The 11,747-nt window shown below is 56.6% G+C and carries 22 protein-coding genes and 1 pseudogene; 21 read left to right on the forward strand and 2 right to left on the reverse strand.

The window, feature by feature from the left end:
- Positions 1-359 precede the first annotated feature (359 nt).
- The 3 genes from AWB81_RS36955 to AWB81_RS36965 all read left to right on the forward strand — a co-directional run bounded on the left by AWB81_RS36955 (position 360) and on the right by AWB81_RS36965 (position 1,212).
- Complete coding sequence (locus tag AWB81_RS36955; RefSeq protein WP_144444296.1) at positions 360-605, forward strand: hypothetical protein; 246 nt, start codon at positions 360-362, stop codon at positions 603-605.
- Positions 602-784: a hypothetical protein gene (locus tag AWB81_RS36960; RefSeq protein WP_062642860.1), complete on the forward strand. Its 183-nt coding sequence runs from the start codon at positions 602-604 to the stop codon at positions 782-784. The genes AWB81_RS36955 and AWB81_RS36960 overlap by 4 nt, the downstream gene beginning before the upstream one ends.
- 137 nt (positions 785-921) lie before the next feature.
- A complete protein-coding gene (locus AWB81_RS36965) occupies positions 922-1,212 on the forward strand; it encodes a hypothetical protein (protein WP_144444297.1) in 291 nt (96 codons plus the stop codon).
- A 194-nt stretch (positions 1,213-1,406) separates the two neighbouring features.
- Here the strand turns inward: AWB81_RS36965 and AWB81_RS36970 are convergent, their stop codons facing one another.
- A complete protein-coding gene (locus tag AWB81_RS36970; RefSeq protein ID WP_062642864.1) occupies positions 1,407-1,610 on the reverse strand; it encodes a hypothetical protein in 204 nt (67 codons plus the stop codon).
- Between the two features lie 88 nt (positions 1,611-1,698).
- Between AWB81_RS36970 and AWB81_RS36975 the strand changes: the two genes are divergently transcribed.
- The 18 genes from AWB81_RS36975 to AWB81_RS37075 all read left to right on the forward strand — a co-directional run bounded on the left by AWB81_RS36975 (position 1,699) and on the right by AWB81_RS37075 (position 11,070).
- Positions 1,699-1,986, forward strand: a complete 288-nt coding sequence (locus AWB81_RS36975; protein WP_062642866.1) for a tyrosine-type recombinase/integrase — start codon at positions 1,699-1,701, stop codon at positions 1,984-1,986.
- Between the two features lie 87 nt (positions 1,987-2,073).
- Complete coding sequence (locus AWB81_RS36980) at positions 2,074-2,322, forward strand: AbrB/MazE/SpoVT family DNA-binding domain-containing protein (protein ID WP_062642868.1); 249 nt, start codon at positions 2,074-2,076, stop codon at positions 2,320-2,322.
- Positions 2,316-2,636 (forward strand): type II toxin-antitoxin system PemK/MazF family toxin, encoded by a 321-nt coding sequence (locus tag AWB81_RS36985; RefSeq protein WP_062642870.1) that lies wholly within the window; start codon positions 2,316-2,318, stop codon positions 2,634-2,636. The genes AWB81_RS36980 and AWB81_RS36985 overlap by 7 nt, the downstream gene beginning before the upstream one ends.
- A 674-nt stretch (positions 2,637-3,310) precedes the next feature.
- Positions 3,311-3,697, forward strand: coding sequence for a hypothetical protein (locus AWB81_RS46060; protein ID WP_062642876.1), 387 nt, complete (start codon positions 3,311-3,313; stop codon positions 3,695-3,697).
- A gap of 13 nt (positions 3,698-3,710) precedes the next feature.
- Positions 3,711-4,463: a hypothetical protein gene (locus tag AWB81_RS37005; RefSeq protein WP_062642878.1), complete on the forward strand. Its 753-nt coding sequence runs from the start codon at positions 3,711-3,713 to the stop codon at positions 4,461-4,463.
- 18 nt (positions 4,464-4,481) lie between these two features.
- Positions 4,482-4,925 carry a hypothetical protein gene (locus AWB81_RS37010; RefSeq protein ID WP_125477785.1) on the forward strand — a complete coding sequence of 148 codons (444 nt, stop codon included), beginning with the start codon at positions 4,482-4,484 and terminating at the stop codon, positions 4,923-4,925.
- Between the two features lie 7 nt (positions 4,926-4,932).
- Positions 4,933-5,310 carry a hypothetical protein gene (locus tag AWB81_RS37015; RefSeq protein ID WP_062642882.1) on the forward strand — a complete coding sequence of 126 codons (378 nt, stop codon included), beginning with the start codon at positions 4,933-4,935 and terminating at the stop codon, positions 5,308-5,310.
- Positions 5,311-5,317: 7 nt separating this feature from the next.
- Positions 5,318-6,304 carry an HNH endonuclease signature motif containing protein gene (locus AWB81_RS37020; protein ID WP_062642884.1) on the forward strand — a complete coding sequence of 329 codons (987 nt, stop codon included), beginning with the start codon at positions 5,318-5,320 and terminating at the stop codon, positions 6,302-6,304.
- A 554-nt stretch (positions 6,305-6,858) separates the two neighbouring features.
- Positions 6,859-7,203 carry a hypothetical protein gene (locus AWB81_RS37030; RefSeq protein WP_062642887.1) on the forward strand — a complete coding sequence of 115 codons (345 nt, stop codon included), beginning with the start codon at positions 6,859-6,861 and terminating at the stop codon, positions 7,201-7,203.
- Between the two features lie 237 nt (positions 7,204-7,440).
- Positions 7,441-7,668: a hypothetical protein gene (locus AWB81_RS37035; protein ID WP_125477806.1), complete on the forward strand. Its 228-nt coding sequence runs from the start codon at positions 7,441-7,443 to the stop codon at positions 7,666-7,668.
- A 9-nt stretch (positions 7,669-7,677) separates the two neighbouring features.
- On the forward strand, positions 7,678-7,929 hold the full coding sequence (locus AWB81_RS37040) for a hypothetical protein (RefSeq protein ID WP_062642892.1): 252 nt from the start codon (positions 7,678-7,680) through the stop codon (positions 7,927-7,929).
- Positions 7,930-7,969: 40 nt separating this feature from the next.
- A complete protein-coding gene (locus AWB81_RS37045) occupies positions 7,970-8,284 on the forward strand; it encodes a hypothetical protein (RefSeq protein WP_062642894.1) in 315 nt (104 codons plus the stop codon).
- A 17-nt stretch (positions 8,285-8,301) separates the two neighbouring features.
- The gene (locus AWB81_RS37050) at positions 8,302-8,571 is read left to right on the forward strand and encodes a hypothetical protein (RefSeq protein WP_062642897.1); all 270 of its coding nucleotides are present in this window, start codon (positions 8,302-8,304) and stop codon (positions 8,569-8,571) included.
- Positions 8,572-8,787: 216 nt separating this feature from the next.
- A complete protein-coding gene (locus AWB81_RS37055; protein WP_062642899.1) occupies positions 8,788-9,024 on the forward strand; it encodes a hypothetical protein in 237 nt (78 codons plus the stop codon).
- Positions 9,025-9,062: 38 nt separating this feature from the next.
- Positions 9,063-9,434 (forward strand): hypothetical protein, encoded by a 372-nt coding sequence (locus AWB81_RS37060; RefSeq protein WP_144444298.1) that lies wholly within the window; start codon positions 9,063-9,065, stop codon positions 9,432-9,434.
- A 14-nt stretch (positions 9,435-9,448) separates the two neighbouring features.
- The gene (locus AWB81_RS37065) at positions 9,449-9,634 is read left to right on the forward strand and encodes a hypothetical protein (protein ID WP_062642903.1); all 186 of its coding nucleotides are present in this window, start codon (positions 9,449-9,451) and stop codon (positions 9,632-9,634) included.
- A 479-nt stretch (positions 9,635-10,113) separates the two neighbouring features.
- Positions 10,114-10,515 (forward strand): hypothetical protein, encoded by a 402-nt coding sequence (locus AWB81_RS37070; RefSeq protein ID WP_062642905.1) that lies wholly within the window; start codon positions 10,114-10,116, stop codon positions 10,513-10,515.
- Between the two features lie 69 nt (positions 10,516-10,584).
- On the forward strand, positions 10,585-11,070 hold the full coding sequence (locus AWB81_RS37075) for a site-2 protease family protein (RefSeq protein ID WP_125477807.1): 486 nt from the start codon (positions 10,585-10,587) through the stop codon (positions 11,068-11,070).
- Positions 11,071-11,615: 545 nt separating this feature from the next.
- Here the strand turns inward: AWB81_RS37075 and AWB81_RS47490 are convergent.
- Positions 11,616-11,747 (reverse strand): annotated as a pseudogene (locus AWB81_RS47490) (sorbosone dehydrogenase family protein); the annotation flags it as partial.

Here is an 11,747-nt window from a genome sequence, read left to right on the forward strand (position 1 = left end):
CACACACTCTGTGATAACGTCATGATTGGCTCCGGTCGTCCACGGGTCTTCGGACCCATTGAGCTTCGAGCTCGTACATCGCTGGGCACGTCCCAGCCGGCTCGACCGGAGCCACCTTACACCGCCAGCGCTCCGCAGTCACCCGTACAACTCGTCGGTCTGAGGCGGAGCCTCGTTAGTTATCCACATTCGAGTTACGTAGATGTCGCCAGTGGATAAGGCGCGAATCAGGAGTGAAGTCGGGAAGTTTTCCAAAGACGACTTCTATCCTGTGATCCTGGTGTTTCGGGGCCTCCTTATCCACAGGCGGTAAATGGGCCAAATAGCCGCCCGAAAGGTCAATGAGAAGAATGAAGAAGATGAAGACGAAAACTGTGACCGCCGCCGCTCTCGAAGCCGCGCAACACAAGCTGGCCGACGCGCAAAAGACCGCCATCGAGTGCCGCACGAATCATGCGAACGCGCTGAACACGGTCGCCGATCACCGGAACGAAGCCGCCGTGCATTGCGACAAGGCGAAAGCGACCCGCGCCGAGCTGCGCGACGTCATCGGTGATTGCGAAGCGCTCGCGGAGCATCACGCGACCGAGGGGACTCACGAATGAGTTACGAAACGAAGGCCGCGACGCTCGCACTGAGCGCCGGCGAGTACGACCAGGCCAAGGCGGCGTTCCTGGCTGGCTTTGAGGCGATCCGCAGGGGGAAGGTGCCGCAGGCCTTGAGCGACGCGCAGCAGGCATCGACGGCGCTGAGCGACGCACCGGCTGATGGGTTGACGAGTTGAACGGGCTTGGCATCAAGACCGCACGCGGCGGCGAGTGGTCGCTTATGCAGCTTCAGCGAGTGATGGCGCGCGCCATAGCCGCCGTCTGACCGAATAGAATCGTTGTGCCGGAACTGGCCGGCACACGAGGCATGCACATGATTCCGAAAAGCGCGAACGACAAGCTGAGAAAGTTTTTTGAGGAAGAAGACAGGTGGAACAAGTTTTTTGCAGAAAATCCGGCCCCGTCCTTTCTCGAAGGAAAGTCCCTCGACAACAATCTGGCAGCTCACTGGCGACCGGAGTTCGCGGCAGAGGACATTGAGATGCTTCAGCAACGGCTCAACGAGATCAACGAAATGACCGGTTCTGATCGGGATGCGACAGAAGCGGAACGCGAAAAAATCGAAGCTCTAATAGCTGACCTTATCCTAAGACGAATGGGCTGATCGAGTAAAGGCGGCTCAAACACTCAGGCAGCGCCGCCGAGACCGATTCGATAGATGGCTTCCTATCGTTGTGTCGACGCAAACAAACCCATGACGCGCGCGAGGCGCGCCGGCTTTGATGCTCGAAGGCAGGCGGGAGTTTTTTTACACGACTACGCGCGCGCGAGATTCGTGTGACAGGTGTATCAACGCAACTAATCGGTGCCATCCAATATCGCCGGGAGACCGGGAAAGTGCACGTCGCAGCGTTCGCCGTGCGCCGCCGCGTTCCTGCTCGGGCAGTTCGCCAGTTCCGCGCCGATATCCGGCAGCGCGTAATCGCCGCCGAACTGCTCGACGAGCCGCGTCAGTCGGTGGGCCGCGTCGGCTGCAACGTGAGAGTTCTGGGGCGAGTTCACACGCAGCGTTTTTTCATAGAATGAGTGGGTTGCATCATTACCGACACTTGCCGTACACACCGCGCCAACGCGTGGAAAAGGCTTATCAATGACGCCCGCAGATCGCGACCACATCTTCATCAGCTATCGTCGCGACGATGCGCCCGGCGCAAGCGGCCGTCTTTATGATTGGTACCGTGCCGCTGGTCTCGGTGCTGGACACAGTAGCCACAGCGGGCGCAGGACGTTCGCGAGCCGTCTGGTAGCGCAGGGCCATTCCCTTGACACGGTGCAATTGCTGCTCGGTCATTCGCACCTCGACCACGTGGCCCCGTATCTCGAAGTGTCCGCCGCCGACATGAAAGCGGCGCTCGCCGCAATCCTCGATGGCCTGTAATCGAGTGGTGACACGCAGCGGGCAATGTAATAACATTGTGTTGACGCGCCTTGTGTTATGGGATAACATTGTAAATACGGTGAAATCATGAAAACGACGATTCGCAGGATGGGTAATTCGCAGGGCGTGCTGATTCCGAAGCCCGTCCTTGCTCAATTGGGCTTGGAGAACGAAGTGGAAATGGAAGTCGAAAACGGCGCGATTGTGCTGCGTCGTCCACGCCAAAAGGCTCGCGAAGGTTGGGCTGAGGCGAGCAAGGCGCTTGCCGAGAGCGGCGACGACGCGCTGGTGATGGGTGAATTTGGGAACGCCGACGATTCGGAGCTTGCATGGTAGTTCGCGGCGAAGTCTGGCTCGTAGCGCTCGATCCGACGCTAGGAAGCGAGATTCAAAAGACGCGACCCTGTGTCGTAGTATCACCCCCGGAAATGCACGACCATCTGCGAACGGTCATCGTCGCGCCGATGACTTCCAAGGGACGCCCTGCGCCGTTTCGCATACCGGTGACGTTCAAGCGGAAACAAGGGTTGATCCTGCTGGATCAGATTCGCGCGGTAGACAAGGTGCGACTGGTAAAGAAAGAAGGCGCGATTGCCGATAAAACGATGTTGGACACCCTGCGGACGTTGCAGGACGTGTTCGCGGAATAGGAAAACCGCATGCACGATATAACGTTATCGGTGATCCTAGGTGCTTGGGGCGCAATTCTTTCGACTTTGCTTGCTGGCGTCAAAATTTGGGAGATCTGGAGAGACCGGCATCGAATCGAGATCGGCCATAACTTCACGAGCGATGAGAGTATCGGCCACAGTATTTCAATTCGGAACCTGTCCGGCCGAGCCTTCATACTTTCCTATTGGGAGCTGGTGTACGGCGCCGGGTGTTGGCCGTTCAGGACGTTCGACGGATTACGGTCGCCCGATCACGACGTAAGCGACATTAAAATCGAAGCATACTCGACCTACACATTAAGCTTTTGCGACGAAGACCATTTTGGTTGGGGCCCGAAAGCCCTGAAGGGCAGGAAAATTTATATCCGAATGCACGTTGCCGGTCGCAAGCCTATGTTGTGCCTCGTGTACCCCACGGACAGATAGGAAAACAATATGACAGCAGGAGATCTCGAACGCTTGCAGGAACGGCTCGCGAGGGCTGAGTCCGAACGCGACGTGTGGCAGTGCAAGTCCGGCCACCACTACAAAATGGCCTCCGCAATGGTTGAAGCTTTGCGAAAGCAAATTGCCGACATGCAGTCTGCCCAGTCTGGACATCACGGAAAACCGACAGAGCCAAAGGTTCTGGATAACTCACAAGGCTCCTGAAGATGCGATCAGAACTTCTCAAGATGGTGTGGAAACTTCTTCGACCCATCATCGAAGACGCGCTCAAAGACCTGCTAAAGCTCGCGGTAGACCGGATAACGAAATTCGTAACTGATCTTCAACGGGAACGGGCTGAACAAGCGAAGCAAAAGGCCGACGCCGCTGCGGCTGCAAGCAAAGCAAATGCGGACTCCGATCCCATAGAAGCGGCTCGCCAGGCAGGGAAGGAGGAAGCCTGGCGGGAAATCGCTGAGCATTACAAGCGGGACATAGAAGCGCTGCGAGGCGAACTGGCGCAAGTACGTGCAGCTTTACAGTCGAGCGGCAACGCCAGACTGAACGAGGTCGAGGCACACGAGATTCCGCGCCTGGCATCGGACAGCAAATAGCTCGGAAAACGCGATGCTCAAGAAACTTCGTGATGCCTTTTCGCCAAAACTTCCCAATGTCGTTACGTCTCAACCAACGGCCCTCATCGTTGCTTCGATTGCCGTCCGCGACGCTTGGACGAACAACTTGTACGCGACGCAGGGTCTAACGCCGGATTTCAAAGAGCAACAAGCGAAGGGATGGATCGAGAAGTCGATGGAAATCCTAGCCTCGCCCGACCCGATCCTTGCAAATCGGAACGTGCTTGCCGGTTACGTCTTGGAAGCCGCCGACCTTCAGGTTCTTGTTTTGGACCCTGCGCCTGCTGTCGATCCGTCAGGTCTCCGGGGAATTTTGGGCATTTCCGGCGAGCTAAAAGAGCATCTCGACCTGTTGTCGCTGCGCTGTCGGAAGCTGGCCGAGTTTCTGCACGGAATTGGCGCCGATCGGAGTCGCGACGAGAAGTGGAATGCTGTCGTCTATCGTTACCGCATCGTTTGGGCCGGCATGAACATCTTCAATGCGTTGAGGAAGTCGCTCGGAGACGCGCACGGCGATCCATCTAGCGATTGGTTTTGGCCGTTCCTCGCGACTCAGTGCGCGTTTTCTGAGCATATCTACCGAAGCCAGGCAGGTCTCGCACCCTCGCTGCATTCTGATCGCGTGCAATCTTGCGATGTCGGTGATGCGCTTCTCGCCTTCAGCAACCTCGTGCTTGATGGCGTCCAGTATCCCGACTTCGAATGGGAACAAAGGTACGGGGTGAAGTTGCCTCGCCGTGTGTGACAGATCGGAAAACAGGACATGAACAAGATAGGAAGGATAGTCGCGGGCATGGCGCTGCTGTGCTCAACGTTCGAAGTCTATGCGGGGGACGTGATTTACAGATATCGCATGCTGCCCAACCGTCCTCCGGAAGCAATCGTTTCCGGGCTGGTGAACATGACGGACCTGTTGAACAAACCGGGAGACGGCTGTGAGCAATTCATTGGGCTCGTCAAAGTCGAAGGAATACAGTTTTCGTCCAGCGGTGGGTCGATCGAAAGTTTCCGCTTTACCGACCACTTCGGGAACCAGTGGTCCGTTCCGACGAACATCAGCGATCTGTCAAACGCCGCACGATCACAGGCTAACAACTTTATCCGCGTCGGCAAACCGTATTACGTTCAGGTGCAAATCTGCGGAAGCGGCGGCTTTCCGTCCTTGGTCAACATGTATGACGCGACCGTAAAGTTCGGCCACGACTAGGAAAACGATGAAGCGCTTGGAGCGACCTGTATTCTTGTTCTTGCTGTTGGTGGCAATCGGCTGCGCGGTGGCTGCGGTCGACGCTTGGTACGTCGGCAACGCTTCTCAGGGGCGATGGGCGTCTACCGCAGGGCTTGTTACTGCTTTGGCGGGCGTCGTCCAGCTCGAGATCAGCGGGTTGTTCACGAAAGTGATAGATCATTACAGCGACGAGACGAAGTATCCGTACGGTCCGCCTTCGTACATCACGCGGCAGATTATCGATAATCCCGATACGCCGATTCGCACGCAAGTGGGCAACGTCCTCTTCTTCAACATGCGAACGGGATTTTGGTTGATCGTCTGCGGAACCGTCCTGCAGATAATCGGTAGCTGGCTAGCATAGGAAAACAATGAGCGAAACACCACGCCAATTTCGTAGCTCAGAAAGCTTAGCCGAGGAAGCGGTTACCCGTAATGCCATCGCTCCATTCCTCTCGGAGCGCGGCTACCGCGTTTTGATCGATCGGCGTGCGCAGACGGGCACGGCGATCTCACAGTTCGTGCGGGTACAAGGCCCTGATGGTACGGATCTGCAGATGCGCGTTCGTTTGTGCTGGCGCCGGTCGGGCAAGCGGATAAACAACGGCAAATATTCGGCGGCGCAATTACGCGCGAGATTGATCAATGATAGCTGGGATGACACGCTCGCCTTCGTGGTCGAGCGTGACCGAGCGGAGGGCAATACGCATCACCTCTTCGTACAGCGCGACGGTACCGAAATTATGTACGCCGCGCTAATTCCCCGCGAGGAACTCGCGCCTATATGGCGCAGCCAACGCGATGTGAGCGCCGGTTTAATCACGGCGGGCCTCCTTGGTCGAACGTCGAAGAATCACGCCATGAACGGATCCAGTCCGACTATCTGGTTACAGGACGACCGCTGGCCGCGCGCCCATGAGGTCGCGGATGCACTCTGGAATTGGCCGGGCGTCGTCGACTTGGCAAAGGTGCCTGTGGCACCGATTTCGAGGGAGAGTCATGTCGATGACACCTACGATGACTGCCCGGTCGGACATTCATTGGACGTTGGCAGCGATGGAGCCGAGCGTCGTCCCGTAATGCGTTCTGAAGTCAAGAGGGACCAACAGGTTCGCCGTGCCGTGCTTGCGCGGACAGCGGTCTGTGAGCGCGCCGGCTGTGGACAGGGTCAACGCTACCGAGGTTTTCTGGACGTGCATCATATCCTTGGGGCCGAGAAAGGAGATCGCGTCTGGAACTGTGTCGCTCTGTGCCCAAATTGCCATCGCGACGCCCATTACTCAGCCGAGGCGCAGGTCTTAAACCTCCAGTTGTTGGAGTATGCCAAGCAGTTCGAGCCATCGCACCACAAAGCATAGGAAAACCCGACAACTATGTTACGAAGACTCGCAGACCGGCTGGCTGCACCGAAAAGGCTGCGGGAGGCGGAACGCTTTCTGGCGGATTGGTGCCCACAGGGTGTAGAGGTGGTGAACGATGGCAGATATTGCCGGCTTCACTTCGGCGGAATGGTCTACTCGCTGGAATATGACTCTATCCCGGAGGCGAATCATGTTCCGCACATGTCGGACCATTTGGAACTTCACAAGTGGGCTCTCCAAGTTGCCGGTGGCATCTACTCTCACAGGAGCCTCCTTGAAGCGTGGGTCCGACACTACTTGCCTGACGCGCGTGTGCTTGGTGCGAACCCAAATGACATTGTGCATGCCGACGAGACTGGCGATCGCCCCTTGTGGAAGGGGGAGCATTTTGTCTGGTATCTAACCCACGAGAACAAGTTCGTGACTCGCACGCTGAAGACAACACCGCTTCCGTGGTTGACGATGGAATTGAAACGAAAGACCAGCGCGCTTTCCGCAGGCGATTCCATTTACATACGTGCGTGAACTACGCATAACGGAACGGAAAACAAGTGGATAAAGCTGAATTCATAGCGGCACTTCAAATTGCGCAGGAAGCAGGGTGCCAGTTCGTCGTGGGCGTGCCGTCGCTCGGTGGTAGCTCGACGGTAGCCTTGACGCCTGAGCAGGCGTACCGGTTGACGACAGACAAGCAAGCGTTGTTCGCTGAGTTAATGGGCCTGAGCGTGCCCGAGTACATCGAGTGGCGCGAATCACAAGGCTCCGTCTATTGCTCCGCGCGAACGAAGCAAGGGAAGCAGTGCCGGAATTTCATCGTCGGCGCAACATGGCTGGAGCCGGACAAATGGAAAGCGCAACGGGCGGAAGCCGGCTATTGTTCGGCACACGGCGCATAGGAAAACATGGCTATGACAGTTGAGCTACGGTGTGCATCGTGCGGTCGTCCAGACGGACCTCGACCCGAAGGCGCAGATTCGGTCGTCGCCCTTGACGGTCAGCGATATTGCCGCTGGTGCGCTGCAGTCCGTGAAGGGCCGTCCGGGTCAGTATATGTACAGCTACCGAGTCCCGGTGGCATGGTCTCCCCAAGTACGGTAGACGATCCGCTGGCGGCCTGGATGGACTGTTATTGCATGAAGCCGAAAAAACGCATAAAGAAGAGAGACGCGAAAGACGAAATACAACGCGCTTGGGCGAAATGGGACGGTGATAAGACAGGACCGCAGTTGTTGTTCTACACCTGGCTACAGCGACAGCGCCCGTACTTTCTCACCTTCACCGAGAGAGGGAACGGCGACCAATGGCAAACAGTCAAGAGTTGGATCGACCAGTATGAGCAACAAGCGCGTTGCGCCAAGTAGGAAAACAGAATGGACGCATATACGCTGACGCGTGCGCGGCAATCCGAACAAGTCGCGCGGGAGTGGAAGGAATACGCTCACAGTTTGGAGCGGAAGCTCGCGATCTATGCTGCCAACTATGCGGGCATGGAGGCGGTGAAGGATATCGCCCTTCAAGAGCTACTGCGGATGGAGCCTAACCATCGTTTGGCTGTGCAGCAGAATCGACAGAGCATCTTCGATGAGGCACGCAGCGCGTCGCTTAGGAAAGAGCGCACCTGAACAAGTCGGAAACGTCTTGGTCGCACATTTGGAGAATCGCATGTTCGACACGAGTACAGAGCGAACGATTATCGGGTCTGCAATTGTCCTTTGGTTCGCGCACGGCTGGTATCTCAACACGCGTCTGCGGAACGTTCATCGAAAGCTAGATTCGATCCTTGATAACTTTGATGGACTACGGACCTATCTTTACGAGAACGATCCCCAGTTCGATGACGAGCGTGACCTCCTGGGCGAACTCGGTAATTCGCTGGAGAACGGCACAGTAAGTTTCGCTGGAATGAACCACATGGAGCTGACCAAGCAGAAAGAAGACAGCGGTCGGCGAACGCTCGACACCCGTTTTGCGGACTGAGCCATAGGAAAACAACAATGGACGCATATACGCTCACGCGAGCCGCGCAATCTGAGGACGTGGCGCGGCAATGGAAAGCCTACGCAGAGGATCTTGAACGAAAGATGGCGCTGCTGTCGGCGAACTTCGTTGGCATGGAAGCGCTCAAAAACGCTGTCGTTGCGGAACTGGCGATAGTCGATCCGACAAATTCCCTGACCGTTCAACAGAACCGTCAGCGAATCTTGGAAGCGGCGCGTAATGCTGCTCTGGCCGAGAATCGACGCGCAACGTCTCAGTCCCGATGACTCGGAAAACATGGCGAAGCTCACTCATCCGGCGGTCAAAATGCTCGAAGCCGCCGGATGCAACGAAATTGGCGACGATCTAATCGTCATCGGTACGACGGACGTGCGTGTATTGCTCTCGCATCGTGGATTACGAACCGGACGACACGGCTCCGAGGGGTTTCTCGCGTGGCAAGAGTGGGCTGGAATAGATAATCGGAGGAAAGGGAGGGCGAGATGGCAGAAAAGACGTGGAGCTACGGCGAACTGACGCGGATCGCGGAAAAGGAGATCGACAAACTCATGGCGGAAGTGCGCACAACAGCCAACTTCGAGGAACGGGTGCATCTTCAGAAGTACGCAGCGGGCGTACTGATGGGTTGGATGGCCGTCACGTTCATGAACAGAGAAGAAGCCGACGAGCAGCGGTTAAAGGATAAGCTCCGGTTGGCGGGTATAGGCCACTCCCTCTGATGGGGGAACCGCATCAACAAATAGAACAGAAACAACAAATGAGCAGAACCGGAATCACTGATCTGGCGTTAGACGCAGTGCGAAACCGAACTCGGCTAGCACTGCCTGATGACGACGCCTATCTTTATCGACTTGGCGTGGCTCTGTATGGCTTCGCGAAGCTCAGCAGCTTTATGGCGGAGATTGCTTGCCACATTGACACGACTCTCAGCCGATCTGAAGTGGAGGCAGGTACCGGAGGCACGATACGGTCCAAGTTCTGCGCCAGTGCGACAACTGTTAGCAGCTCACTTCCTGAGATAGAGCCCATCTTCGAGCGTGTCGGCCGCGTCGAAATGAAGAACGCAATGCAATACACCTTCGTGAACAACGCGCGCCTCGCTGCGCTGGAACACAACGCAAACCCGTAACGGAGAAAAAGAGCATGATTGACCCCGCCTGGATTCTGATCGGGATGAGTCACGTCGACTCGGGATCGACCACCACCTTCCAGGAGTTCGAGAACAAACGTGCCTGCGATGCAGGCATGAATATGGTCGTGGCCATGGCCACGGCATCAGGCGACAAGGTTCGGGCCAACTGCATCAGCAAATCGGGGACGAGCTACTAATGGACGACGAGGGCTTCATCCCCGACCCTCCGCGACAGATAGGCACGGATAGGAAAAGTGAGATTCGAAATGACCGAATTTCAAAGCGAAAGTTAGGGAAACTTCGTCGTCAAGTTACCGTACAGGAGATTGCAAGGCATGTCTTGGGAACACAACCACTACAAGGCGACCTGCATTGGATGCGGTCACGAGGGCGAATGCATAAAATCGTCCGATGACTGGAATCGATCCGAAACCAGATATGCGGGCTTCGCGAACAACGATCCCGACGCAACCGCCGTGGGACGCAAGCGAGCAGATCGCCGTGATTCAAGTCCGACGTGCCCGCAGTGCGGCGGGACAGAAGTCAGAATTGGCCCCTTTCTGAAGACTACTTGAAGCATCTGACAGAGCACTGTATGCCCGTCTCAAAGAACCGGAAGAAGAGAGCGTCGAGTTCATGCGCGACTCATCGCCATAAGAAGCAACTTTACTTGCCGATGAGCCGCACTGACGTTGATGAAATCAGCCTGCAGTTTCAGCTTGACTTCGAATGCATTCGACAAGGCCGCGGCGACCGGCGCGCCGCGCTTAATATGACGTCCATCGCCCTGCTTGTCGAATTCTTGACCGAGGCTGGTTACGGCGGCCTGTCAATAGAATTATTGCGGTCCGTTCAAGAACGGTTGTCCGAACTGCTGGATCACGGCGTCACCACGAACGAGTGGAAATGTTCGGGCACTCTCGTCGATGAGCTCAACGAGGTCGTGAATGAATACGACCGTCAATTGCGCGAAACTCGATTGCAGGCGATCGTCGCGGCGACACAGCGACTCGAAAAGTTAATCGCATCGACCCCCGATAAGCTGACGAGTCTCCGTCGAATCTGCGCGCGCCTATGACGCTGTCACCCGTGAAAACGTCACAATTCTTACATCAATTTTTGATCTTGTTTCCGGGGAGCGCGGACCGTGTCTTTCAGCCTGCACTACGGTGTCGTTTGGACGAATTTCTTGGCGATGTCATTGACAGATACTCTTAAAGCGCTCGCTACGATGACCGTGATTGGGGTCTTTGGAGTTTTCCTCCACGAGTGCGGCCACCTCTTCACTGCGCGAGCCTTTGGAGTGCGTGGACGAATCCGGATCTTTGTGCGGCGCGGTAAATCTAAGGTGTGGTTTTTGTCTGTGCTCGGAGCCCTTATCGACGACGAGGATTTTCACGCATTGAAGTCCTGGCAACGTAGGCTCGTAATTCTTGGTGGCCCTGCGATCGACGTTTCGTTTTCGCTGGCGCTTCTTTTTGCCGGCGGTAAGGCTCCGGGTGCCGCATGGCTTTCCGGTGGTTTGGCGATGCTCGGTGCAGTCTATCTGCCGTGTTCAGCCATGAACATCGTTCCGATGCGCGCACTTCGCAACGACGGATGGCTGATGGTCCGCCCCGGCGACGCTATCTAACCGGCGCACCGCGACGACGTGCAAACGGGGTGTCGTAGAACGCATTAAAGATGTCAACATTGCGACTATAAATTCGTCAACTCGGGACTTCGGAGCGCCCGATAGCGGGGCGAGCCTTACTCAGCATGGGTGCCTGACGCAAAATAAAGTCGTCACTTCGCCCTTGAGATGCGGACTTCGACGCACGGCCGCCGACGGTGTTCAAGGAATATTGCGGCCGACGTATGCCAAGCGCATCGGGCTGCACGCGGCCATGAAGAGACGGTCAATGGATTATTGCGAAGGGCGAAGGATTGTTGAGTTAGCGGCCGTTCGATAATTCGGCGACGGAGCCGTCGACCGGCGCGGATGTTCCGATCAATTACCGCAAACTGCCGAATCACGACAGTTCTGGCTCTACGCTGCGGAGTGTCACCGGGATCCAGTTGCGGGTCCCCGTCTTTTGAGGTGACGCCACGTGCATGCTGCTTTGACTGATGAACCGGTTCTGATCGGCACGATAACCTTGCGTCTGCACGTCGCCGAGCAAAGCGGCCAGGGCTGTGTCATTTACCTGCCGGCGCGATGTCAGCCGATTTGTCGTTGTTACGCGGTGCTACCCGCCATACAGCGTTGCCGACGTCGTCAGCCACGAGCAAGGCCCCATGCGCGTCCAGTGCGACGCCAACGGGTCGACC

The organism is Caballeronia arationis (assembly GCF_001544975.2).
GTDB classification, from domain to species: Bacteria; Pseudomonadota; Gammaproteobacteria; order Burkholderiales; family Burkholderiaceae; genus Caballeronia; species Caballeronia arationis.